The organism is Novosphingobium jiangmenense (genome assembly GCF_015694345.1).
GTDB classification, from domain to species: domain Bacteria; phylum Pseudomonadota; class Alphaproteobacteria; order Sphingomonadales; family Sphingomonadaceae; genus Novosphingobium; species Novosphingobium jiangmenense.
Genome location: NZ_JADQDC010000001.1, coordinates 177,545 through 199,705, shown reverse-complemented (window position 1 = coordinate 199,705; position 22,161 = coordinate 177,545). Strand labels below are relative to the sequence as shown.

Annotated in this window: 20 protein-coding genes; 11 read left to right on the top strand and 9 right to left on the bottom strand. The window is 66.5% G+C overall.

The window, feature by feature from the left end; translation table 11 throughout:
• Positions 1–3 precede the first annotated feature (3 nt).
• Complete coding sequence (locus I2488_RS00915; RefSeq protein WP_196273929.1) at positions 4–1,479, top strand: FAD-dependent oxidoreductase; 1,476 nt, start codon at positions 4–6, stop codon at positions 1,477–1,479.
• A gap of 3 nt (positions 1,480–1,482) precedes the next feature.
• Here the strand turns inward: I2488_RS00915 and I2488_RS00910 are convergent, their stop codons facing one another.
• The 5 genes from I2488_RS00910 to I2488_RS00890 form a co-directional block, all read right to left on the bottom strand.
• Positions 1,483–2,241 carry an SDR family NAD(P)-dependent oxidoreductase gene (locus I2488_RS00910; protein ID WP_196273928.1) on the bottom strand — a complete coding sequence of 253 codons (759 nt, stop codon included), beginning with the start codon at positions 2,239–2,241 and terminating at the stop codon, positions 1,483–1,485.
• Positions 2,242–2,386: 145 nt separating this feature from the next.
• Positions 2,387–3,409, bottom strand: coding sequence for a VOC family protein (locus I2488_RS00905; RefSeq protein ID WP_196273927.1), 1,023 nt, complete (start codon positions 3,407–3,409; stop codon positions 2,387–2,389).
• 203 nt (positions 3,410–3,612) lie between these two features.
• Positions 3,613–4,530 carry an NAD-dependent epimerase/dehydratase family protein gene (locus I2488_RS00900; RefSeq protein WP_196273926.1) on the bottom strand — a complete coding sequence of 306 codons (918 nt, stop codon included), beginning with the start codon at positions 4,528–4,530 and terminating at the stop codon, positions 3,613–3,615.
• Positions 4,531–4,584: 54 nt separating this feature from the next.
• On the bottom strand, positions 4,585–5,100 hold the full coding sequence (locus I2488_RS00895) for a cupin domain-containing protein (RefSeq protein WP_196273925.1): 516 nt from the start codon (positions 5,098–5,100) through the stop codon (positions 4,585–4,587).
• A gap of 124 nt (positions 5,101–5,224) precedes the next feature.
• Positions 5,225–6,850 carry an AMP-binding protein gene (locus I2488_RS00890; protein ID WP_196273924.1) on the bottom strand — a complete coding sequence of 542 codons (1,626 nt, stop codon included), beginning with the start codon at positions 6,848–6,850 and terminating at the stop codon, positions 5,225–5,227.
• A gap of 149 nt (positions 6,851–6,999) precedes the next feature.
• Here I2488_RS00890 and I2488_RS00885 point away from each other — a divergent pair, with 149 nt between their 5' ends.
• The 6 genes from I2488_RS00885 to I2488_RS00860 all read left to right on the top strand — a co-directional run bounded on the left by I2488_RS00885 (position 7,000) and on the right by I2488_RS00860 (position 13,094).
• The gene (locus tag I2488_RS00885) at positions 7,000–8,178 is read left to right on the top strand and encodes an aromatic ring-hydroxylating oxygenase subunit alpha (RefSeq protein ID WP_196273923.1); all 1,179 of its coding nucleotides are present in this window, start codon (positions 7,000–7,002) and stop codon (positions 8,176–8,178) included.
• Positions 8,179–8,191: 13 nt separating this feature from the next.
• A complete protein-coding gene (locus I2488_RS00880; protein ID WP_196273922.1) occupies positions 8,192–8,983 on the top strand; it encodes a TIM barrel protein in 792 nt (263 codons plus the stop codon).
• On the top strand, positions 8,980–9,327 hold the full coding sequence (locus I2488_RS00875) for an EthD domain-containing protein (protein WP_196273921.1): 348 nt from the start codon (positions 8,980–8,982) through the stop codon (positions 9,325–9,327). Before I2488_RS00880 ends, I2488_RS00875 begins: the two co-directional genes overlap by 4 nt.
• Positions 9,328–9,428: 101 nt before the next feature.
• Positions 9,429–11,354: a TIR domain-containing protein gene (locus tag I2488_RS00870; RefSeq protein WP_196273920.1), complete on the top strand. Its 1,926-nt coding sequence runs from the start codon at positions 9,429–9,431 to the stop codon at positions 11,352–11,354.
• 35 nt (positions 11,355–11,389) lie between these two features.
• Positions 11,390–11,614, top strand: coding sequence for a hypothetical protein (locus tag I2488_RS00865; RefSeq protein ID WP_196273919.1), 225 nt, complete (start codon positions 11,390–11,392; stop codon positions 11,612–11,614).
• A gap of 25 nt (positions 11,615–11,639) precedes the next feature.
• Positions 11,640–13,094, top strand: coding sequence for a serine protease (locus tag I2488_RS00860; RefSeq protein ID WP_196273918.1), 1,455 nt, complete (start codon positions 11,640–11,642; stop codon positions 13,092–13,094).
• Here I2488_RS00860 and I2488_RS00855 read toward each other — a convergent pair.
• Genes I2488_RS00855 through I2488_RS00840 form a run of 4 tightly spaced genes read right to left on the bottom strand, consistent with a single transcriptional unit; the run spans position 13,061 to position 15,928 of the window.
• Entirely contained in the window at positions 13,061–14,020 is a 960-nt protein-coding gene (locus I2488_RS00855) for an NAD(P)/FAD-dependent oxidoreductase (RefSeq protein ID WP_196273917.1), read from the bottom strand. The genes I2488_RS00860 and I2488_RS00855 overlap by 34 nt on opposite strands.
• A gap of 45 nt (positions 14,021–14,065) precedes the next feature.
• Positions 14,066–14,500, bottom strand: coding sequence for a nuclear transport factor 2 family protein (locus I2488_RS00850; RefSeq protein ID WP_196273916.1), 435 nt, complete (start codon positions 14,498–14,500; stop codon positions 14,066–14,068).
• An 11-nt stretch (positions 14,501–14,511) separates the two neighbouring features.
• Complete coding sequence (locus I2488_RS00845; RefSeq protein WP_196273915.1) at positions 14,512–15,198, bottom strand: SDR family NAD(P)-dependent oxidoreductase; 687 nt, start codon at positions 15,196–15,198, stop codon at positions 14,512–14,514.
• A 55-nt stretch (positions 15,199–15,253) separates the two neighbouring features.
• The gene (locus I2488_RS00840) at positions 15,254–15,928 is read right to left on the bottom strand and encodes a TetR/AcrR family transcriptional regulator (protein WP_196273914.1); all 675 of its coding nucleotides are present in this window, start codon (positions 15,926–15,928) and stop codon (positions 15,254–15,256) included.
• 205 nt (positions 15,929–16,133) lie between these two features.
• On the opposite strand from I2488_RS00840, the gene I2488_RS00835 reads away from it, so the two are divergent.
• From I2488_RS00835 to xylA, 4 genes are all read left to right on the top strand, one after another.
• Entirely contained in the window at positions 16,134–18,413 is a 2,280-nt protein-coding gene (locus I2488_RS00835; protein WP_246465393.1) for a TonB-dependent receptor, read from the top strand.
• A gap of 108 nt (positions 18,414–18,521) precedes the next feature.
• A complete protein-coding gene (locus I2488_RS00830) occupies positions 18,522–19,268 on the top strand; it encodes an SDR family oxidoreductase (protein WP_196273912.1) in 747 nt (248 codons plus the stop codon).
• A 122-nt stretch (positions 19,269–19,390) separates the two neighbouring features.
• Positions 19,391–20,839: a xylulokinase gene (gene xylB / locus I2488_RS00825; RefSeq protein ID WP_196273911.1), complete on the top strand. Its 1,449-nt coding sequence runs from the start codon at positions 19,391–19,393 to the stop codon at positions 20,837–20,839.
• Between the two features lie 4 nt (positions 20,840–20,843).
• Positions 20,844–22,151: a xylose isomerase gene (gene xylA / locus I2488_RS00820; protein WP_196273910.1), complete on the top strand. Its 1,308-nt coding sequence runs from the start codon at positions 20,844–20,846 to the stop codon at positions 22,149–22,151.
• Positions 22,152–22,161: the final 10 nt, after the last annotated feature.

Genomic DNA, 22,161 nt, shown 5'->3' with positions numbered 1-22,161 from the left:
CGGATGACGCACAACGTTGAAATCCCGGAAGTAATCCGTCCCGCAGACGTGGCGGAGTGGGAACAGGAAGTCGATGTCGTCGTCGCAGGCCAAGGCGCTGCCGGCACCTGCGCCGCGCTCGAGGCCCATCGCGCCGGCGCGCAAGTCCTGATCGTCGAACGCGCCTCGGGCGGCGGCGGGGCCAGCGCGCTGTCTTCGGGCATCTGGTATCTCGGCGGTGGCACCGCCGTGCAGCAAGCCGCAGGCTATGATGACGACGCCGAACAGCTCGCCGCGTTTCTCCTCGCCAGTTGCGACCCGCTCGATCCCAATGCGGCTATCGCCTTTGCCAACGACTGCAAGGACCACTTCGACTGGCTCGAAGCGCAGGGCGTGCCATTCGAACGCACCTACTTTCCCGGCAAGGCGGTGTGGCTGGAAGACACCACTTGCCTGATGTGGACCGGCAACGAGAAGGCCTGGCCCTATCGCGAAGCCGCCCGCCCTGCCCCGCGCGGGCACAAGGTGGCCGGCGTTGGCGAGAACGCAGGCTCTGCGGGCATGAAGCCGCTGCTCGAACGCTGCGAGGCAGAGGGCATTGCCGCGATCTATGACAGCGCGGTGATCGCGCTGGTGCAGGACGAGGCCGATGGGCGCGTGGTCGGCGTCAAGGTCCGCCAGACCGGCCGCGAGTTCTTCGTCAAGGCGCGGCGCGGCGTGATCGTCGCCTGTGGCAGCCACAACATGTGCGAGCCGCTGATCAAGCAGCACCTGCCGCTGCTCACCGAAACCAGCGAACCGCTCGGCATCCCCAGCAACGATGGCGCGGGCGTGCGGCTCGGCCTTTCGGCGGGCGCACATGCCGTGGCGATGGACGGGGTAATCCCCACCGCCTCGATCTATCCGCCGGGCCAGCTGATCAAGGGCATCGTCGTCAACCGCAACGGGGAACGCTTCGTGGCGGAAGACGTCTATCACGGCAGGCTCGGCAACTTCGTGATGGAGCAGCCCGGACAGACCGCCTACCTCATCGTCGACAGCGAAGTCTTCGCCTACCCCGAGAACCCCCTGGCAAAGCACACCCTCGTCGACGGCTGGGAAACGGTCGAGGAGATGGAAGCGGGCCTTGCCCTGCCGCCCGGTTCGCTGGTCGAAACGATGCGCGCCTACAACGCCGATGCAGCGCAGGGCGTGGACTCGCGCTTCCACAAGCATGCCGACTGGCTCAAGCCGCTCGACGTCGGCCCCTATGCCGCCTTCGACATCAGCTTCGACAAGTCGCACTACCTGTTCATCACCCTGGGCGGGATCAAGACCGACGCAACCGGACGGGCATTGGACCTCAAGTCCAATACCATTCCCGGCCTTTACGTGGTGGGCGCCAGCGCCGCGCACATTCCGCGTACCGGCAAGGCCTATGCTTCGGGCCTCAGCCTCGGGCCGGGCTCCTACTTCGGCCGCCGCGCCGGACGCCATGCCGCGGGAGCGAACTGGCGCTGACCGTCAGCTCCCGTCGGTGATCAGCGTTCCGCCGTCGACCACGAGGTTGTGGCCGGTGACGAAGGCCCCGGCGGGTGAGGCGAGAAACGCCGCCACGCCCGCAACCTCTGCCGGCGTTCCGGGACGGCGCAGCGGGGTCATCGCCATGCGCCGCGCCATGAACGCCGCATCGTCGAGCAGGGGCTGGGAAAGTTCGGTGGCGATGAAGCCGGGCGAGATCGCGTTGACGCGCACCCCTTGCGGTCCCCATTCCACCGCGAGATTGCGCGCCAGCTGCGCCACGCCCGCCTTGGCCAGCGCATAGGCATTGATCCGCCCGTTGCCGCGCAAGCCCGAAAGGCTGGCGACGAGCACTGCCGCCCCGCCGCCACGCTCGGCGATACGGGGCAAGGCCAGGTTGCACAGCACGACCTGGCTGCGCAGGTTGATGGCCATCACGCGCGCGTAATCGTCCATGTCGATTTCGGCGAAGGGTCCCGCCTTGCCGGTGATCCCGGCATTGCAGACGAGAATGTCGAGCCCGCCAAGCTCCTTTACAGCGAACCCGACCAGCGCGGCTTGCGCGGAATCGTCGCTGACGTCGCATGCCAAGCCCGGCATCCCCAGTTCGCCCGCAGCCCGCGCAGTGTCATCGGCGCTCTCGCTTGAGATCACGACGCGCGCGTCCTGGGCAATCAGGGCTTCGGCAATGGCGCGGCCGATGCCACGGGTAGAGCCGGTCACGATGGCTGTCTTGCCGGATAGGTCGAAGGGGCTGGTCAAGGCACGTCCTCAGGCTGGTGCGTACCCGGCATGGCGCCCCGGCACCGCCTTCCCTTGCCTGCGCCAGCCCGTGCAGGCAAGCATGACGGACGGCGCAGGAACCTCTTCAACCGTGCGATCGGCAAGGCTCTGGCATGAGCCCCGCCTATTCGGCAGCCTCAGCCATCGGAGCGCGGTCTGCCGGATGGTAGTGCAGCTGATCCGGCCGGGCGTAGGTCACGTCCCAGTTCGGTTCGCCCTTCATGAAGTCGGGCAGGTTGGTCATGTAGATCGCGGTGCCGAACGCGCCGTCCCAGATGCGCGGGCGCCAGCTGTCGTCCACGCAATCGCAGTCCGCGCCATATTCCGCCTCGCCGCCCGCCGGACAGGGCACATAGAAGAACGCCGCCGAAGTCAGGCGGTGGCGGCCGAAGCCCCAGTTCCAGTCGCCATAGGTATAGCCGCGCCGGTCGAGATGGTTCTTGGCCACCATCAACTCGTCGATGTCCTCCACTTCCCAGTTGGCGTGGTGGAACTTCAGGGTGCCGTTGAATCCCGGCATCGGCGCGTGGGCATCGGCGAGGAACACGTTGTGATGCTCGTAACAGCCATCGGCACGCATGTAGACGCCAAAGCCCTTCTGCATGTCGGTGATGCGGAAGCCGAGGATGTCGCGGTAGAAATCTACCGCCTCCTGCACGTCGGGAAAGGTCCAGACGCAGTGGTGGGTGCGCTTGGGCACGGCGCGGTCGATCCACTTGCGCGGCTGGTTGAGCCGGGCGATGCGGCCAACCGTGTTCTGCGGCGTCGGCGCGCCGAACACCGCGCGCGGGCGCCACACCTGCAAGCCGATCGCCTGCCCGAACGGCGTGACGAAGTGCACCACGCCTTCGCCGTCGGTCGACAGCGCAACCACCGGCTCCAATCGCGCCATGAGCCGCGCCAACCCGTCCTCGCTGTCGACCGCCCAGACGCATTCGTGCACGCCTCTGGTGGTCTGCGCGGTGCCCGTGGGCAAGCCATCGTGCCCCTTGGCAAGAAACAGTGATTGCGACCCGTCCGCCGCCTCGAACAGCGCGGACGTGGCGTCACTGTCGATCAGCGACAGCCCGAAATCGGTGAAGAAGCGGACGCAAGCGGCAACGTCCTCCACCATCCATGTCAGCCGCCTGATGCCGATGATCGCCATTCCAAGTCTCCGTTCGCGTGTACGAAGCCATGGCGGGAATCGCGCCCGGGATTGTTGACCCAGCGCAAATCAGGACGATGAATTGTTTTTCTGAATAAGCATTTACAGAATCAATGAATGCGGCGATACTGGAACACCAGCCTCAGGATTGCCGTAGCCGCGATCAAGACCGGCGGATCGCGTTGCCATTTCCGTGCAGCCCTTCAGATCGTTGCGAGGGCGCTGGCGACGAGGGTAGGAATGTCTCCGTCGTGCGCAAAACCGGCGTGTTCGGCTGCGGCCGTCGCCAATGGGGGCTGTGCCGCAAAGGCCGCCTCAAGTGCCACATCGGGTGCGTGGCGGACCAGATCGGGCGAAACGCCGCACTGCCGCGCGATTTCGGCCGCCAGATCGCCCATTGCGACGCGCTGCGCCGGCAGGGTCACCGCCCGCGTCGGCGGCAGCAACGCCGAATCCACGACTAGCGCATGCATGAAGTTCCGCGCGCAGCATCGCACCGATTTCGCCCAGATCGTTCCAGATGCGGATACCGGGCAGATGAACTCCTCGCCCGCCTTCAGGGCGTGGAACAAGTCCGACATGAACGCCGATTTCATGCCCGATGGCCCTTTGGGCCGCGCGAGGATGCCGGGCAGCCGCACGCTCACCCCGTCGATAAGGCCGCGATTGGAGAACATCGCGACCGCGTCCTCCATCATCGCCTTGTGCCCGCCGTAGATCAACTTGGGCGAAAGCGGCGTGGCATCGTCGACCAGCGGCGGCAGCGGATCGCCGAACACCGCAATGGAACTGGCATAGACCACGCGCAGGCCGGGCCTCGTCGCCGCCGCTTCAAGCAGCAGATCGTACATCGCATCGACATTGATGCGGCGGGAGGCCGCAGGATCGGCTTCCGCCGCACCGCCCGGAACGGTGGCGAGATGGATCAGGGCATCGCACCCTCCATTCAACGCTTCGGCCCGTACGGCAGGATCGCCAAGGTCGCCGGCCACCGCCCGAGCCACGTCGGGAATGCCGCCTGCTGCGGTGTCGATTCCGGTCACCGCATGACCGACACCTGCCAGCAGTCGCACAAGCTCTCGTCCGACGAAACCGCCCGCACCGGTCACGACAACGTTCACGATTTCGTTCCTCGATCAGAAGTTGCAGTCGACCGGCCCACGTCGATTCGCGGCCTACTTGAGTTCCGGCCGGTCTTCCGGCAGCGGCGCGCCGTTGTGAAGATAGGCCGGTGCCTCGATCAGGACGAAGGCGATGCGGCAAGGCTTGTCGGTGGTGTTGCGCCACAGGTGGTTGGTGCCGCGCTGCACGATGATCCCGCCCTGGCGGACGGTGCGCTTCACGCCATCGTCCAGCTCCAGTTCGACCTCCCCTTCGAGCACGATGCCATAGTCGATGGAGTTAGTGCGGTGCATCGGGCTTTCCTTGCCCGGCAGCATGTCGACCACGCGGATGACCGAGCCTCCTTCTAGCGTGAGGCCCGCCTCGCGATGGCGGCCGTCGGTCTCGTCATTGTTGTCGGCCGGGACCGTGGGCGTGGTCCAGATCAGCAGGAAGGCGGCATCGCCCGAAGGGATCATCCTGGTCGGCGTCACATCCTCGGACTTGAACACGGCGCGACCTGCGGCGTCGTGGCCGGTAACCACGCGCTGGACCGGGGGGAGGCCGGAATCGGACAGGACTTCGCTCATGCCTGTAAAACTCTCTGTTCGAGGAAGCCGAACGGCGCGCGGCCATCCGCATCACCGCTTCCATGCGCAACAGATCGTCAGACTGCAATAATTCAGCCCGCACTCCTTGGGGATGGGCGAAGACTCAGCCGGTTGCGAGCGCTTCCCTGATCATCGCCCGCAACTGGTCCTTGCGCACCTTGCCGCTGGCGGTGCGGGGGAAGTCCTCGACGAACTCGAAGCGCTCGGGGATCTTCTGCTTGGCCATGCCCGATGCGCCGACATGCGCGACCAGCGCCGCCGCGTCGGCCTCGCCCGACAGGATCACATAGGCACAGACGCCCTCGCCCAGCCTCTCGTGCGGCATGGCGACGACGGCGGCTTCCTTCACCGCTGCGTGTGAATGCAGCACGTCCTCGATCTCCTTCGCCGAGATGTTCTCGCCGCCCCGGATGATCAGGTCCTTCTTGCGCCCGGTGATCGTCACCGCGCCCTCTGCGGTCAGCACGCCGAGGTCGCCGGTGCGGAAGAAGCCGTCTGCGGTGATCGCCTCGGCAGTCTGCGCGGCGTCGGCATAGCCCATCATCATGGCGGGGCCACGCGCAAGAATTTCGCCCTCGGCGCCGCGCGGCAGATCCTTGTCCTCGTGATCGACGATGCGGACCTGGTAATCGACCACCTCGCCGTCGGTCGTGGCCGCCAGATGCTCGTCCTGCGGCCAGCCAAACGTCACCAGCGGCACTTCGGAGGCACCAAACACGCGGAACGCCTTGCAGTTATCAAAGGCCGCATTCGCGGCAGGGATCAAATCCGCGGGAACCGCCGCGCCGCCGCAGGCGAAGAAGCGGAAGCTCGGCAGTCCGGTGCCCGCCGCCCGCGCGGCAGCTGCCAGTTCGACGAGGAACGGCGTTGCTGCCACCGTGCCGACAAGGCTGTGCTGCTCGATCAGCGCGAGTGCCTCGGCGGCATTCCACGCTTCCATCAGCACCGAGCGGATGCCGCAGATGAACGGTGCTTCAAGACCATTGGCATAGCCCGAAACGTGCGTCACCGGCGAAGGCATCAGCGTCGCCTCGCCTTCGGCCAACCCCCAGTGCCGCCCGCTTTCCGCCACGATGTGCGCCAGCGTGCAATGGCTGTGCAGCACGCCCTTGGGCCGCCCGGTGGTGCCCGAAGTATAGAGCACCATCTTGACGCCCAGCGGATCGACGTCCGGGGCGGCGAATTCCACCCCGCGCCCGGTCTCGACCAGCGCGGCAAAGTCGTCAGCGCCGCTGCCACGCACGGTGAACACGTGCTCCAGATCGGGCAGCGCCTGCTGGCAGCGCCGCGCCATGGCGGCATATTCCACTTTGCGCCAAACGTCCGGCACGAAGATCGCGCGGGCACGGCAATCGCCCAACATCATCGTCACTTCGGCATCGCGGTAGATCGGCACGATCGGGTTGATCACGAAGCCCGAAAGCGCCGCCGCCAGGTTGATCACTGCCGCCTCGCGCCAGTTGGGCACCTGGAAGGCGATCACGTCACCGCTGCGCAGGCCACGCACGTGGAGCGCGGCGGACAGCGCTTGGGCCTCGGCCAGCACTTGCGCGAAAGTGTATTGCCCCTCGCCATCGATGAAGCACACGAAATCGGGCGTCGTCGCGGCCCGTTCGCGCGCGAGGTCGGCCAACGTCTTGCGCTGCCAGACCCCGCCTTGCGCGAATTCGCGCTGATGCGGAGCAGGAAACGGCAGCCAGTCCCATGGTTTTGCAGTGTTCTCGTTCATGGGTCCGCTTGTTCCAAGGCGCGCGCGCCTGCATCAATTGGCGAAAAGAGCAGTAACCTAGCCCCTGTCACAGCTTTCCCCTGCAACTTGGGCACGGCATGGTCACCGGCAACATTCGGCCATAAGGCCACGGAGAGGCACCAGATCCCATGGACCGTATCGAGCGTATCGGACAAGTCGCTGAAATCATGCACGACTATGTCGCGAACAAGCAGACCTTCCTGACCGACAAGACCAAGCGCGTCTCGGTCCGCAGCTATACCGATCCCGACCAGTGGAAGGCGGAGATGGAGCTGGTGTTCAAGCGCGTGCCGCTGATGCTCGCCTTCACCGCCGAACTGCCCAATCCCGGCGATTACAAGGCGATGGACGCCGTCGGCATGCCGGTGCTGATCAACCGCGACAAGGCCGGCAAGGTCCGGGCCTTCCTCAACGTCTGCTCGCATCGCGGCGCGCCGGTCGCCAATGAAGGCCACGGCAACTGCCCGCGCTTCACCTGCAAGTACCACGGCTGGACCTTCGGCCAGGACGGCAAGCTGATCGGGATTTCCGAAGCCTCCAAGTTCGGCGAGGTCCACAAGTCGGAAATGGGCCTGCGCGAACTGCCGTGCCAGGAGAAGGCGGGGATGATCTTCGTCGTCCTGACGCCCAACGCCCCGATCGACGTCGATGCCTTCTACCGCGGCTTCCTCGACGATTTCGAAGCGCTGGACTTCGACAAGTGGACCTACATGGGCAGCCGCGTGATCGAGGGCGCCAACTGGAAAATCGCCTATGACGGCTATCTCGAAGGCTACCACTTCGCCTCGCTCCATCCCGAGACGATCTTCCCGCGCACCCCTTCGAACTGCATGCACTACGAAGGCTTCGGCCCGCACCAGCGCATCGGCTTCCCGCACCACAAGATCGCCGAGGCGCTGAAGGACATTCCGCGCGACCAGTGGGGCACGCAGGAGAACAACGGGTTCGACTTCGTGCGGATCATGTTCCCCAACGTCTCGGCCTTCATCGCTCCCGAGATCACCCAGGTCGCCCAGCTTTTCCCCGGGCCGACGCCGGGCGAGAACCGCACCGTGCTCAACTACCTGCGCCGCGAACCCATCCGCGACGAGGAAGACCGGGCCAACGTCGAAGCGGCGATGAACTTCTTCCGCGACGTGACCTATACCGAGGACTACCTGATCGGCCTCGAGATCCAGAAGGGCCTCGAAACCGGCGCGCATGACGAGTTGGTCTTCGGTCGCAACGAGCGCGGCAACCAGTACTTCCACGAATGGCTGGACTGGTATCTGCAGGACGATCCGGACCTCCCCGAACCGCAGATGTGATCGGCGGCTGCCGGTGAACCCGATCAGCCTCGCTTCGGGCGTCGTGCCCGAATTCGGTCCTGTCGACACCATCGAGGCCGCCCGCGCAGGCGGCTTCGACATGGTCGGCCTGTGGGTCGATCCGCTGGAATGGACCCCGGCGCACACCCGCGATGCCCGCGCCGCGCTCGCCGCCACCGGCCTGCCGCTGCTCGATGTCGAGGTGATCTGGCTCAAGCCGGGCGTCCCGCTCGATGACCACCGCAAGGTGATCGACGTCGGTGCCGAGCTTGGCGCCGCCAATGTCCTGTGTGTCTCGTCCGATCCTGACCACGCCCGCACCGCTGCCCAGCTGCACGACCTGTGCCGCCACGCCGAAGGCTCAGGGCTTCGCGTCGCGCTCGAATTCGGCATCTTCACCGAGGTGAAGGACCTCACCGCCGCGCTGGCCGTGCTGGACAGGATCGACCACCCGCTCAAGGCCCTGCTGATCGACCCGATCCACGTCGACCGCTCGGGCACGTCGATCGCGGACATCGCCAAGGTCGACCCCGCCCTGCTCCCCTACGCCCAGTTCTGCGATGCCCCGGCCGAACGCCCCGACCCGGCAGACTTCGCCGCGGTGATCCGCGATGCGATAGACTTGCGCGAACAGTGCGGCGAAGGCGCGCTCCCCCTCGCCGCGCTGCATGAAGCGCTGCCCCCCGGCATCCCGCTCGCCATCGAACTGCGCTCCGAAGCCTTGCGCAATGCCTTCCCGCACCCCGCCCTGCGCGCTGCCGCCGTCGCGCAAGCCACGCGGCGCTGGCTGGATGCCTACGCATGACCGTCACGGTCCTCACCCTGCTCAAGCGCCGCGAAGGCATGAGCAAGGCCGATTTCATCGCCTATTACGAAAGCCGCCACCGCCTGATCGGCGAGAAGGTCCTGTCCGGCTGGGCCACCCGCTACCAGCGCAACCACCTCCACCCCATGGACGGGACCGACCAGCCTCACGATTTCGACGTCGTGCTGGAAATCGACTTCCCCGATCAGCAGACCTGCGACGCATGCTTTGCCGCCATGGCCGATCCTGCCACCATGGCCGAGATCATCGAGGACGAGGAGCGCCTGTTCGACCGCGCCCGGATGCGCACCTACCAAGTCGAGCGGCACGCCTCCGCGCTCTGACCTTAGGCACGATCCCCTCTTCCCTGTCGGACAAATACGTATAACATCGGCACGTTCGTTGCCTTATCACAGGCAGCGCTGGCAACGCCGTGGGGGCATGGGTGGGCGATCGGGTTGAAGAGACTGCAACGGTCTTCGTCAGCTACGCCCGCAATGACCAGACCACGGCGAGCGCGCTGATCGAGGCGCTCGAAGCCCAGGGCTATCGCGTGTGGTGGGACGGCCTGCTGGAAGGCGGGCAAAGCTATCTGCCCACCATCGCCAAGGCCCTCGAAGAAGCCTCTGCCGTCATCGTCCTGTGGTCGCAATCGGCCATCGCATCGGACTGGGTGCGCGATGAGGCCACCGTCGGGCGCGATCGCAAGCGCCTGGTCCCGTTGACGATCGACGGCACCGAACCCCCGCTCGGCTTCCGCCAGTTGCAGCTGATCGACCTGTCACGCTGGAAGGGCAAGGTCGATGCCCCCGGCTTCCAGTCGCTGCTCCGCGCGCTTTCGGCGATCACCGGGCAGGCCGGCACGCCCGTGGCCCGGCCTTCGCGGCGCAAGGCCGGGATCAGCCGCCGAACCGCGCTGGGTGCAGGGGCAGCCGTGGTTGTCGGCGGAGGTCTCGCCGCATGGGCCGGCGGGCTGATCGGCGGCGGCGCCGGCGCCAACAGCGTGGCAGTCCTGCCGTTCCGCAATCTCAGCGGCGATCCCGAACAGGATGTCTTTGCCGAAGGTCTGTCCGAGGAATTGCGCTCCACGCTCGGCCTCAATCCCCAGCTCGAAGTTTCGGCGCAGGCGTCCTCTAGCAGCGTCGGCAGCGCGCCGGGCGCAAATCCGGTCGAAATCGCCAGCCGCCTCAATGTCGCCTCGATCCTGCAGGGCAGTTTCCGCCGCGCGGGCGAGCAGATTCGCGTCACCGCCCAGCTGGTCGACGGCAAGACCGGCTTCGAGAAGTGGTCGCAGGTGTTCGACCGCACCCAGGCCGACCTGCTCGGCGTTCAGCGCGATATTGCCACCACCGTGGCCGACGCGCTGGTTTCGGCGATCAGCCGCGACGAGGACTGGCATTCCGAGCGCCCCGGCGGCACCCGCAACGCCGAAGCCTTCTCCAGCTACCTCAAGGGCCAGTCGCTATACCAGTCGGCCTCGGGCGAGGAGAGCGACCGGGCAGCCCTTGCCGCGTTCGAGCGGGCGCTGGCGCTCGATCCGGCCTATGGCCTCGCCATGGCGGCACAGGCGCGCACGCTGATCGTGATTGCCAACAGCTACCTGTCGGGGCCCGCGCTCGCCGATTTCCGCAATGCCTCGATCGCCGCCGCCCGCCGCGCGACCGAGCTTGCCCCGGCCATGCCCGAAGGTCACGCCGCGCTCGGCTTCGTTCTGGCAGCGCAGCTGCAGATGGCCAATGCGCGCGAGCCGTTCCAGCGCGCGGCGGAGCTGGGCTTCGGTCTTGCCGGCATTCTCTCTGCCGCCGCCGAGTTCGCCGCCAACATGGGCGACTTCGAAGCGGCGCGGCGCATGACCGAGCGCTCCAAGCGGCTCGACCCGGTCAATCCCAGCGTGTTCCGCGGCGCCGCAATCATGGAATTCGCCGCCGGCAATTATGCCAAGGCCACCGATCTTGCGCACTACACGCTCTCGCTCAACCCCAAGGCCGGCAATGCCCACCGCCTGCTCGGCGACATCGCCCTGCTGAAGGGCGACAATGCCACCGCCCTTGCCGAATTCCGGCTCGAAACCGCCAAGCTCTCGCGCCTGCGCGGGCTCGCCATTGCCGAGCGCGCAGTTTCGGGTCAGGCCGCCGGCGATGCACGCATGGCCGAACTGCTGCGCGAGTATGGCGACAATGCCCTGTACCAGCAGGCGCAGATCCTCGCGCAGTGGGGCCGCGTGGCACCGGCGCTCGATGCCATGGAAAAGGCCTTGGCCTTGCGCGATTCCGGCCTGATGCTGGCGCGCAACGATCCCATGCTCAATCCGCTGCGCAAGGAGCCGCGCTTTGCCGCGGTGCTGTCCAGCGTCGGCTTTTCAACCGGCTGATGCCGATCTCAAGTTCAACCAAGGAGGGAACTGCCATGAAGAAGACCACGATCCTGATCGCAACCGCCGCGCTTGCCGCGCTGGTCGGTGGCTGCGCCAAGCCCGCGCCCGAAGCCACCCCGACCGCCGAGGCGACCGAGGCGCCGATGATGGAGGACACCGTTTCCGCATCGGCCAGCGATCCCGCTGCCGCACCGAGCGCGGCACCCACGCGCGCTGGCAACGACACCACGCGTTCGGAGAACGACACCACCAAGTAACCATCCTTACGAGGAAGGCAGCGCCATGACCGGCATTTCATCCGCACGTCGCGTAATCGTTTCGCGCTGGCTGATGCTCGCCCTCATGCTCGCCGCCTTCCTCGTCACGCCTGCCCACGCGCAGGACGATGCGCTCTCCCCACTCAATGCCGAACTGCGCGATGCCGAACGCGGCCCTTTCGCCGCGCTGCTTGACCGGCTGTCCCCCGTCGAGCGCGAGGCCTACCTCGCCTTTGTCGGCACCCAGAGCTCCGGCTATCGCGGCGCACTGGCCGGTTATGTGCTGACCCTGCCTCCCGAAACGGCCATCGCCGTGCTGCGGATCTTCGCGGAAAGCGATCCCGGCAAGGCAGCTCGGCTCGCCAGGCGGATCAGCCTCGTCGAAACTGGCCGCTGGCGAATTCTGGCGGAATACGCGCCGCTGATCGGGCCGGAGGCCATTCGTGCCGACCTGCTTGAGGAACTGCCCTGCATCGAAGGCGGTCCCCTCATCGGCCAGGACCCCATCCCCGCCAACCAGACCGCCAAGGCCGCAGCGACCTGTCCAAACGATGTCCTTGCCTTCCACACGGCATGGAACCGCAAGATCGTGCGCGGCCCGCGCATGACGCTTGCCCCGGTCGGCGTCGCGCCATGGCAGGCGCAGTTGACGCGCAGTGGCTGGAGCGCGGCTGGTGCACGCAGTCCCGCCTCGCTGCGCGAGGAAATCGAACAATATCAGCGCCTGCGCGAGGATTGGCAGCGCGATCACTTGTGCGGCGCCGCCCTGATCGCCCCCCGCATCGTGCTCACCGCCGCGCATTGCGTGTGGCCTGCGCCCAGCCCGGAGGAGAAGTTCTTCACCGGCCGCACCATCCGTCTCGGCTCCAACCGCATCGAGCGCGACGGCGAGTTCTGGCGGATCGCCGGCGTCGTCTATCACCGCGATTACCAGCGCGGCAGCATCCGCAACGACATCGCGCTGATCCAGTTGGGCGAACAGCCCTACCGGGTTGACCTACCCCAGTTCCAGCCGCAACCGATCCCCCGCGCCGCCCCCGGCCGCCTCGCCATGGGCCAGGCGCTGACCGTCACCGGCTGGGGCTGGCTCGGCCGCCGCGCGGTCGGCGGCAGTCGCCTTGCCAACGACAAGGAGCCGCAATCGCTCGCCCGCAGCCTGCGGATCGGTACACTCAAGGTCCGCCTCCCGCAGGCCTGCAACGAGAACCGCAACTTTCTGGCACAGAAGATGAGCGTCGGCCCCGGCCAGCTCTGCGTGGGCTCGGACAACGGCGTCGATACCTGCCAGGGCGACAGCGGCGGGCCTTTGGTCAAGGGTACGGGACGCAAGGCCGTGCTGGTCGGTCTGGTCTCGGCAGGGCCGGGGTGCGGCCTGATGGATACGCCGGGCGTCTACACCGACGTGCGTTTCTACCGCGCCTGGATCGATGGCGCGATACGACAGGTTCAGCCGGGTCGCATCGTCGCCTGGGCGCCCTGAAGCGATCGCTCGCGCAGGATGGGCTGACTTTTCGCAAGATCGTTGCGGATCGCGGTAGCGGCAACCCCGGCCTGCCCCATGGCGTGGCTGATCTGGTCAAGGCCCCGCGTCACGTCGCCAGCAGCGTAGAGTCCAGCCACGCTGGTGCGTTGGTGCGGATCGATCTCGATGCAGCCCTCGTCATTCGCCTTCACTCCCAAGCTCAGCGCAAGGTCGGAGCGAATGATCGATCCCAGCGCCGGATAGACCGTATCGAAAGCCAGCTCGTCCGCTGGCGTCGGCACCACGATCGTGTCGCCCGCAATACGCAAAGGCTGGCACGGCCCGTCCACCAATGCCACACCCGCCTGCGTCAGGGCCTCGCGATGCCCGTCCGCGATGCCATGCTGGCCCTCGGGCGCGATCAGCGTCACTTCGGCCGAAAATCCGCGCAGGAACAGCGCTTCGTTATGGCCATGCTCGCCCGTGCCGATCACCGCGATGCGCTGGTCGCTCGCCTCGTAGCCGTCGCAGACCGGGCAATAGCGCAGCAGCCCGCGCCGCAGCGCTTCGTGATGGACTTCCGGGGCCATCGGCGGGCGGTTGTTCACCACCCCCGTCGCCAGCAGCACCGTGCGCGCCTGCCACTGCCGGTCCCCTGCCACGGCCAGGAAGTGCTCGCCCTGCCGCACCAGCTGCTCGATCAGCCCACGCTCGACGCGCACGCCGAACTCCCCAGCCTGCTCGCGCATCAGTCGCAGCAGCGCCTCGCCCGCGATCCCGCCGGGGTATCCCGCATGGTTGTGCGTGCGCGGGATCAGCGCCGCGCGGCTATGCCCGGCATCGACCAGCGCGATGCGCAAGTGGAACCGCGCGAGGTAGATCGCGGCGGTCAGGCCCGCCGGCCCGGCGCCGATGATCAGGCAATCAAGGGGTCTCGTGTCCATCCCCGCCCAAACCCCCAAGGGCCGGGCGGTTCCTGACCGCGTGGCTCAATCGGCAAAGACCGTGCGGTACGAACGGCGCGTGAACTTCCACGCCCCGTCGATCCGCGCCAGCTCGTCGTCATAGCGCCCGGTGGCGTGGATGCGCTTGCCCGAGGCGGGATCGTCGAAGATCTCGATGGTATAGGCCACGGCCTTGGCCGTATCGCCCTCCACCTCGATCGAGCCGGGCTGCATGAAGTAGACCATCGGCTTCGAGCAATTGTCGAGGCCATAGTGCTTCATCGATTCGGTCCAGCCCGCGACAATCGCCGCCTTGCCGGAAAAGCCGCCGAGATCGGGATACTCGGGCAGTTCCCAATAGGCGTCCTCCGCCCAGATCGAACCCCACAGCTCGGCATCGAGCGTCATCACGCCGTGGGCATGCGTGTCCATCAGTTCGCGGATCGCGGTGCGATCCTCGATCGGTCCGGTAAATGGCATCGGCTTGCTCCTTACCAAGGGTGGGTTTCGCCGTTCCACTTGAGGAAATCGCCCGAGCGGTCGAGCGTCCAGTCGGCGGCAACCTTGCGGATACCCTCGGCACTTTCGGTCGGCGTGATGTCTGCCGCCTCGCCACCCATGTCGGTCTGCACCCAACCCGGATGCATCAGGCCGACGATCACGCCACGCTCCTTGAGGTCGGTCGCCACCGAGCGCATCAGGCGGTTAAGCGCCGCCTTGGCCGAGGCATAGGCATAGTACCCGCCATAAGGCCAGGTCGATGCTGCCAGCTGGCTCGAGATATTGATGACCTTCGAGCCTTCGCCGAGGCGCGGCAGAAACGCCTGCAGCACGCGCAAGGGGCCCTGCACCATGATGCGGAAGACCTCGTCCCACTCCGCCCAGTCCGAGCTTTCCAGCTCCGCCGGATCCGAACCGCTCACGCCGGCAACGTTGTAGAGCACGTCGATGGCCTCGCCTGCCGTCTCGGCAGCGCCAGCCTTGACCGAGGCGTCGTCGGCCACGTCCATCTTGTGCACGGTAAGCTTTCCGCCAGAGGCGACGGCAAGATCGGCCAGCTTCGTCGCGCTTTCGGGGTTGCGCACCAGCGCAATCACGCGGTCGCCCGCCTCGACATGCTGGCGAGCCAGCTCAAGCCCGATCCCGCGCCCGGCGCCGGTAATTGCCACGGTGGTCATGTTGTCGTCTCCCACTGGTCTTGTCTGTCTTGAAATCCGGCAGCTGCGCCGCGAATCATGTCATCGGATCATAGAGCCCGCGGATGGTCGCAATCGTCAGCCGCAGCACCTTCTCGATGCGTTCCGCACCCATCACCGGCCCCTGCATCAGCAGCCCGGAATGGACGGCAATGGCAAAGTCGCTGCCCAGCTTCATCGCTTCCCACTGGTCCTTCCACTGCGGGAAGGATTCAATCATCTCGGCGATCCACACCTCGTCATAGCGCTTGGCCGCAGGGGCGAAGGCCGCATCCAGTTCCGGGTCGGTGCGCGCCGCCACGGCCAGTTCGAGATAGGCGGCATATTCCCGGCTCTGCACGCTGCGCCAGTGCGCCTCGGTGGCAAGGTCGATCAGCAGCGCGCCACGGCTTTGCGCCATGGCCGAGATGTAATCGTCCAGAAACAGCCGCATGCGCTGATAGAACACGTGCTCCACCACGGCGGCAACGAGGTCCATCCGCGTGGCGAAGTGGTGGTGCATCGCCCCGCGCGAGACCTTGGCGCGTTCGGCAACCTGGGCCGTGGTCAGCCCCTGATAGCCACCCTCGACCAGGCAATCGACCGCCGCTTCGAGCATCTTCAGCCGCGTCTGCGCCGACTTGCGCTGCTGCCAGCGGATCGGCTCGCCCTCGCCCAGGGCGGCGGGGCGCATCGCGGCAAGCATCCGCTTCTGCATGGTTGAACCGGCCATCGTCATTGTCCTGTCATGCCTGCGAACGCCGCGCAAGACCGCCTGACAAAACGGCCAGTTCCCCGCCCCGCCAGATTGGGAGCATAAAACCGGCAGACGCGCCGGTTATGCCGGGAACGCGCAAAGGACATGGCAACCCGGACGCAGCATGCCGGTGCCATCGGGAGGGGATGAAATGATGAAAAGGCATACGATGTCACACCTGATGAGCAGCCTTTCGGCGCTGGCCATCATCACGCTGCCCGCAGCAGCATACGCGCAGGAAGCGCAGGCGCAGGCCGAAGAAGCCCCCGCCGGTGGCCTCGGCGAAATCGTCGTGACCGCGCAGAAGAAGGCCGAGAGCATCCAGTCGGTGCCGATCTCGATCGCCGCGGTCGGTAGCGAGACGCTCGCAGCCTACAACGTCACCACGCTCCAGGCACTGCAGGGCTCGGTCCCCAACGTCCAGATCGACAACTTCGCCAACACCCCCAACAACGCCGTCTTCACCATCCGCGGCATCGGCGTGATCGAACCCGATCCCTATGCCGGCAACACCGTGTCGATCGTCGTCGATGGCGTGCCGCAGTTCTTCTCGATGGGCGCGCTGCTCGATACCTATGACACCAACCGCGTCGAAATCCTGCGCGGCCCGCAGGGCACGCTGTTCGGCGCGAACACCACCGGCGGCGTCGTCAACGTGGTGACCAACCAGCCCACCGGCGAATTCGGCGGCTACGTGCGCGGCACCTACGGCAACTGGAACCGGTTTGACGTCAACGCCTCGATCGAGGCCCCGCTCGCCAAGGATCTCGTCAGCGTCAAGGTTTCGGGCATCCACACCCAGCGCGATGGCTGGGTGACGAACGTCTGGAACGGCGAGGACATGGGCCGCAAGAACGTCGATGCGGTGCGCGGCCAGCTCTACATCACGCCGAATTCGGACCTCCGGATCACGCTCCAGGGCGAATATGTCGCCGCCCGCAACGGCGCGCCTATCGTCGTCAATGGCGGCCTGCCGGGCGAAGGCAACTACGTCCCCGAAGGCACTTTCTGGAACGGTGCCAAGCTGCCGATGTACCGCAGCCCCTGCGCCGTGCCGAACCAGCCGTGCAAGGCGCCCGACAAGTACTTCTCGGGCAACAACGAAGTGCCCGACCAGTCGGACATGACGACGAAGTTCTTCATCGGCACGATCAACTACGACAACACCCCTCTGGGCGACATCACCTCGATCACCGGCTACAAGAACTTCACCCTGTTCGAATATACCGACCAGGACGGCACCGCGAAGACCAACAACGCCACGCGCCGCCGCACCAAGGGCTGGCAGTTCAGCCAGGAACTGCGCAGCGCCTTCTCGGCAGGTGACAGCTTCAACGCCGTCGCCGGCCTGTTCTACCTCAAGACCAATTATACCCACTACCAGATGTACCACCTGGACTTCGCCCTGCCGGGGCTGATCCAGTACAACCAGCAGGACCAGGGCACGGAATCGTTCTCCGCCTTCCTGCAGACCTACACCCAGCTGACTGACGCCCTGAAATTCTCGGCCGGCATCCGCTGGACGCATGACAGCATCGATGCACGCTCGCAGCTCGACACCGGTCTCGGCAGCGAGGCGCTCACTTCGCCGGACTGGGACAAGTTCGACGTGACCTTCCCCGGCAGCCTCGATGTCGGCGGCAAAAAGAGCTGGAGCAACGTCGGCTGGAAGCTCGGCCTCGATTACGAGGTCGGCCAGAACCAGCTGGTCTATGCAAGCTGGGCGCGCGGCTTCAAGTCGGGCGGCTACACCGGCCGCATCGGCGTCGCGGCCGACGGTGACACGCCCTACAACCCGGAAAAGGTCGATACCTTCGAAGTGGGCCTGAAGGCAGACTTCCTCGACCGTCGCCTGCGCACGAACTTCGCGGCGTTCTACACCAATTACCGCGACATGCAGGTTGCCCAGATCTACTTCGATCCGGCCACCAACGTGCAGGGCAACCGCATCCTCAATGCTGCCAAGTCCGAGATCAAGGGCTTCGAGCTTGAAGTCCAGGCGATCCCGGTCGAAGGCCTCACCCTGCGCGGCTCGCTCGCCTATCTCGACACGAAGTACAAGAGCTTCCTCTACTTCGATCCGGTGGCGGCGACCTTCATCGACCTCAAGGGCTTTGCCCTGCAGAACGCACCGAAGTGGGCCTCCACGCTCGGCGCCAACTACACCCACGAGTTCGCGGGTGGCTCCAGCATCATGGCCGATGTCAGCTGGATGTACACGGGGCAGAAGTTCTACACCGCCGTGGTCAACACCCCGCGTTCGACCATCCAGCCGACCTACTACGTCGACGCGCTGCTGACCTACTACGGCCCGGACAAGCGCTACTCGATCGGCCTGTGGGGCAAGAACCTGTTCGACAAGCGCTACATCTCCACGGTCTACGACAGCCCCGGCTACATGGGTCTGGTCGGTTACGCTCCGCCCCGCCAGTTCGGGGTGACGGTCGGCTACAACTTCTGATTTCGACCTGACGGAGCAGACTCCGCAAAACGGAATCCTCCCTGGCCCCGGTCGCTGTACCAGCACGACCGGGGTCTTTTTTTTGCTTCAAGAACAAAGGAATGATCGATGGGCAAGATGGAAGGCCGCGTCGCAATCGTCACCGGCGGCGCTTCGGGCCTCGGCGCCGAAGATGCCCGCGTGCTCGCCCGCGAAGGGGCGCGCGTAGTCATCACCGACATGCAGGAAGACCTCGGCCGCAAGACCGCAGCCGAGATCCCGAACTGCGTATTCCTGCAGCAGGACGTGCGCGACGAGGCGCGCTGGCACGAAGTCGTCGCCGAAACGCTGCGCCTGTTCGGTCGGCTCGATACGCTGGTCAACAACGCCGGCCTCGTCCGCTTCGGCACGGTCGAGGACCTGCCCTACGGCGATTTCCGCCTCCAGACCGAAGTCATGCTGAACGGCACTTTCCTCGGCTGCCAGGCGGCCATCCCGCACATGAGCCGCGACGGTTCGGGCTCGATCATCAACATGGCCTCGATCGGCGGCATCAAGGGCATCAGCGCCATTCCCGCCTATGCCGGCGCCAAGGCCGGGATCATCGGCATGACCCGCTCGATTGCGGTCCACTGTCGCGAACAGGGCTATCGCATCCGCTGCAACTCGATCGCACCCGGCGGCATCGTCACGCCGATGACCGCGCAGGCCCTCGCCGAACTGCCCGCCGACAACGCAGGCCTCGAACAGGCCAACAACCACGGCATGGGCCAGCCCATCGATATCGCCAACATGGTCCTCTACCTCGCCTGCGACGATGGCCGCCACATCACCGGCACCAACATCGTCATCGACAACGGCGAAACCATGGGCTGAGCACCCGATCCTCCCCCGAAATCACCCGGCGTCGTGGCACCCTGCCACGGCGCCGCTTTTCGTTGCGGTGCGCGAAAGGTAGCGCTATCAATGCACCTCGCTCCGCACGAAAGACTCAAGCCATGTTCCTCGGAATCGATATCGGCACCAGCGGCGTGAAGGCCGTCATCACCGGGGAAACCGGCGACGTCGTGGCCCAAGGGACGGCGGAGCTTTCCGTCTCGCGCCCGCATCCGCTGTGGTCCGAACAGGCCCCCGACGACTGGATCCGCGCCACGCATCAGGCCGTGCTCTCGCTCGACCCGGCCCTGCGTGCGCAAGTGCGCGGCCTCGGCCTTGCCGGGCAGATGCACGGCGCCACCCTGCTCGGCGCCGACGATCGGCCGCTGCGCCCCGCCATCCTGTGGAACGACGGCCGCAGCTTCGCCGAATGCGAACAACTCGAAGCCGCCGAGCCGCGCAGCCGCGCCATCACCGGCAACATCGCCATGCCGGGCTTCACTGCTCCCAAGCTCGCCTGGGTCCGCAATCACGAACCCGAAGTCTTCGCCGCCACCCGCAGCGTTTTGCTGCCCAAGGACTACGTCCGCCTTGCCCTGACCGGTGACAAGGCCAGCGACATGTCCGACAGCGCCGGGACGCTGTGGCTCGATGTCGCCCGCCGGGCATGGTCGCCGGAAATGCTCGCCGCCACCGACCTCGATGAAAGCCACATGCCCCGCCTGCACGAAGGCCCGGAGGTAACCGGCGTGCTGCGTCAGGATGTCGCACAGGGCTGGGGCATGGACCGCGTTGCCGTGGTTGCGGGCGCTGGCGACAATGCCGCGGGCGCGCTGGGCGTCGGCGTCCTGTCCGATGGGCAGGGGATGCTCTCGCTCGGCACTTCGGGCGTGATCTTCGTCGCCAATGCCGCGTTCCGCCCCAACCCGGCCGAGGCCGTCCACGCCTTCTGCCACGCCCTGCCCGGCGTCTGGCACCAGATGAGCGTCCACCTCTCCGCCGCCTCGTGCATCGACTGGGCGGCAAAGGCCTGCAACGTCGCAGGCCCCGCGGAATTCTTCGCGCTGGCCGAACAGGTTGGCCCAGCCTGCGGCCCCGAACTGTTCCTGCCCTACCTCTCGGGCGAGCGCACCCCGCACAACGATCCCCACATCCGCGCCGCCTTCCTCGGCCTCGGCAACGAAAGCTCGACCGCGCAGATGGCCGCCGCCGTGCTCGAAGGCGTCGCCTTTGCCCATGCCGACGGGCTCGACGCGCTGCGCAACGCCGGAACGCAGGTCGAGGAACTCTGCGTGATCGGCGGCGGCTCCCGCTCGGCGCATTGGGGCCGCATCCTCGCAAGCGTGCTCGGCGTCCGCCTTGTCTATCTCCACGGCGGCGAGGTCGGCCCCGCCCTTGGCGGCGCGCGCCTCGCCCAGATCGGGGTGACCGGCGCCCCTGCCGCGCAAGTCTGCACGCGCCCACCCGTCCGTGCGGTAATCGAGCCTGACCCAGCCCTCGCCGCCGCCCTCGCGTCCAAGCGCGCCCGTTTCCGCGCCGCCTATGCCGCGCTCAGCCAGATCAAGGAGTAACCCGATGTCCGCAGCCTATTTCGACGAATTCGCCACCGTCCGCTACGAAGGACCCGACAGCACCGGCGACCTTGCCTATCGCTTCTACGACAAGGACCGCGTGGTCTTCGGCAAGCGCATGGAAGACTACCTGCGCTTTGCGGTGTGCATGTGGCACACCTTCTGCTGGCCCGGCAGCGACGTGTTCGGCGCCGGTACGTTCGACCGTCCCTGGCTCAACGGCCCGCAGGACGAAGCCGCTGCCCGCGCCAAGCGCGAGGCCGCGCTGGCCTTCGTCGAAAAGCTCGACCTGCCGTTCTACTGCTTCCACGATGTCGACGTGATGGCCCCTGCCGAAACCATCGGCGAATTCCGCGCCAGCTTCGCCAAGGCTGTCGACCATCTTGAGGAACTTCAGGCGAGGCATGGCCGCAAGCTGCTGTGGGGCACGGCCAACCTGTTCGGCCACCCGCGCTACCTTGCCGGAGCCGCCACCAGCCCCCGTCCCGAAGTCTACGCCTGGGGCGCTTCGCAGGTCCGCGATGCGCTCGAAGCCACCCATCGCCTCGGCGGCGCGAACTACGTGCTGTGGGGCGGTCGCGAGGGCTACGACACCATCCTCAACACCGACCTCAAGACCGAGCAGGAAAACTTCGGCCGCTTCCTCGGCCTCGTGGTCGAACACAAGCACAAGATCGGCTTTGCCGGCACGATCCTGATCGAACCCAAGCCGCACGAGCCGACCAAGCACCAGTACGATTTCGATACGCAGACCGTCTACGGCTTCCTCAAGCGCTTCGGCCTCGAGAACGAGGTCAAGGTCAACATCGAGGCCAACCACGCCACGCTCTCGGGCCATACCTTCGAGCATGAAATCGCCATGGCCGGTGCACTCGGCGTGTTCGGCTCGATCGACGCCAACCGCGGCGACCCGCAGAATGGCTGGGACACCGACCAGTTCCCCAACTCGGTCGAGGAGCTGACGCTCGCCTGCATCGAGATCGAGCGCGCCGGTGGCTTCACCGACGGCGGCTTCAACTTCGACGCCAAGGTCCGCCGCCAGTCGGTTGACGCGGTCGATCTGTTCCACGGCCACATCGGCGGCGTCGACGTCATCGCCAAGGCCCTGCTGCGCGCCGAGGCGATCATCGCCGATGGCCGCATCGACGCCTTCCGCGCCGAACGCTACGCCGGCTGGAACGGCGACCTCGGCCAGACCATCCGCAAGTCCAGCCTCGCCGAGATCGCCGATCTCGCCGTCGCGCAGGACCTCCGCCCGGCCCCGGTCTCGGGCCGTCAGGAATGGCTGGAGAACATGCTCAACCGCTTCTGATCGAAACCAG

Coding starts and splice junctions, on each gene's coding strand:
- I2488_RS00875 (WP_196273921.1), top strand. CDS start 8,980: ATGACCGTCACGGTCCTCACCCTGCTCAAGCGCCGCGAAGGCATGAGC.
- I2488_RS00885 (WP_196273923.1), top strand. CDS start 7,000: ATGGACCGTATCGAGCGTATCGGACAAGTCGCTGAAATCATGCACGAC.
- I2488_RS00835 (WP_246465393.1), top strand. CDS start 16,134: ATGAGCAGCCTTTCGGCGCTGGCCATCATCACGCTGCCCGCAGCAGCA.
- I2488_RS00890 (WP_196273924.1), bottom strand. CDS start 6,850: ATGAACGAGAACACTGCAAAACCATGGGACTGGCTGCCGTTTCCTGCT.
- I2488_RS00905 (WP_196273927.1), bottom strand. CDS start 3,409: ATGGCGATCATCGGCATCAGGCGGCTGACATGGATGGTGGAGGACGTT.
- I2488_RS00830 (WP_196273912.1), top strand. CDS start 18,522: ATGGGCAAGATGGAAGGCCGCGTCGCAATCGTCACCGGCGGCGCTTCG.
- I2488_RS00895 (WP_196273925.1), bottom strand. CDS start 5,100: ATGAGCGAAGTCCTGTCCGATTCCGGCCTCCCCCCGGTCCAGCGCGTG.
- I2488_RS00865 (WP_196273919.1), top strand. CDS start 11,390: ATGAAGAAGACCACGATCCTGATCGCAACCGCCGCGCTTGCCGCGCTG.
- I2488_RS00915 (WP_196273929.1), top strand. CDS start 4: ATGACGCACAACGTTGAAATCCCGGAAGTAATCCGTCCCGCAGACGTG.
- I2488_RS00850 (WP_196273916.1), bottom strand. CDS start 14,500: ATGCCATTTACCGGACCGATCGAGGATCGCACCGCGATCCGCGAACTG.
- I2488_RS00845 (WP_196273915.1), bottom strand. CDS start 15,198: ATGACCACCGTGGCAATTACCGGCGCCGGGCGCGGGATCGGGCTTGAG.
- xylB (WP_196273911.1), top strand. CDS start 19,391: ATGTTCCTCGGAATCGATATCGGCACCAGCGGCGTGAAGGCCGTCATC.
- I2488_RS00860 (WP_196273918.1), top strand. CDS start 11,640: ATGACCGGCATTTCATCCGCACGTCGCGTAATCGTTTCGCGCTGGCTG.
- xylA (WP_196273910.1), top strand. CDS start 20,844: ATGTCCGCAGCCTATTTCGACGAATTCGCCACCGTCCGCTACGAAGGA.
- I2488_RS00840 (WP_196273914.1), bottom strand. CDS start 15,928: ATGGCCGGTTCAACCATGCAGAAGCGGATGCTTGCCGCGATGCGCCCC.
- I2488_RS00855 (WP_196273917.1), bottom strand. CDS start 14,020: ATGGACACGAGACCCCTTGATTGCCTGATCATCGGCGCCGGGCCGGCG.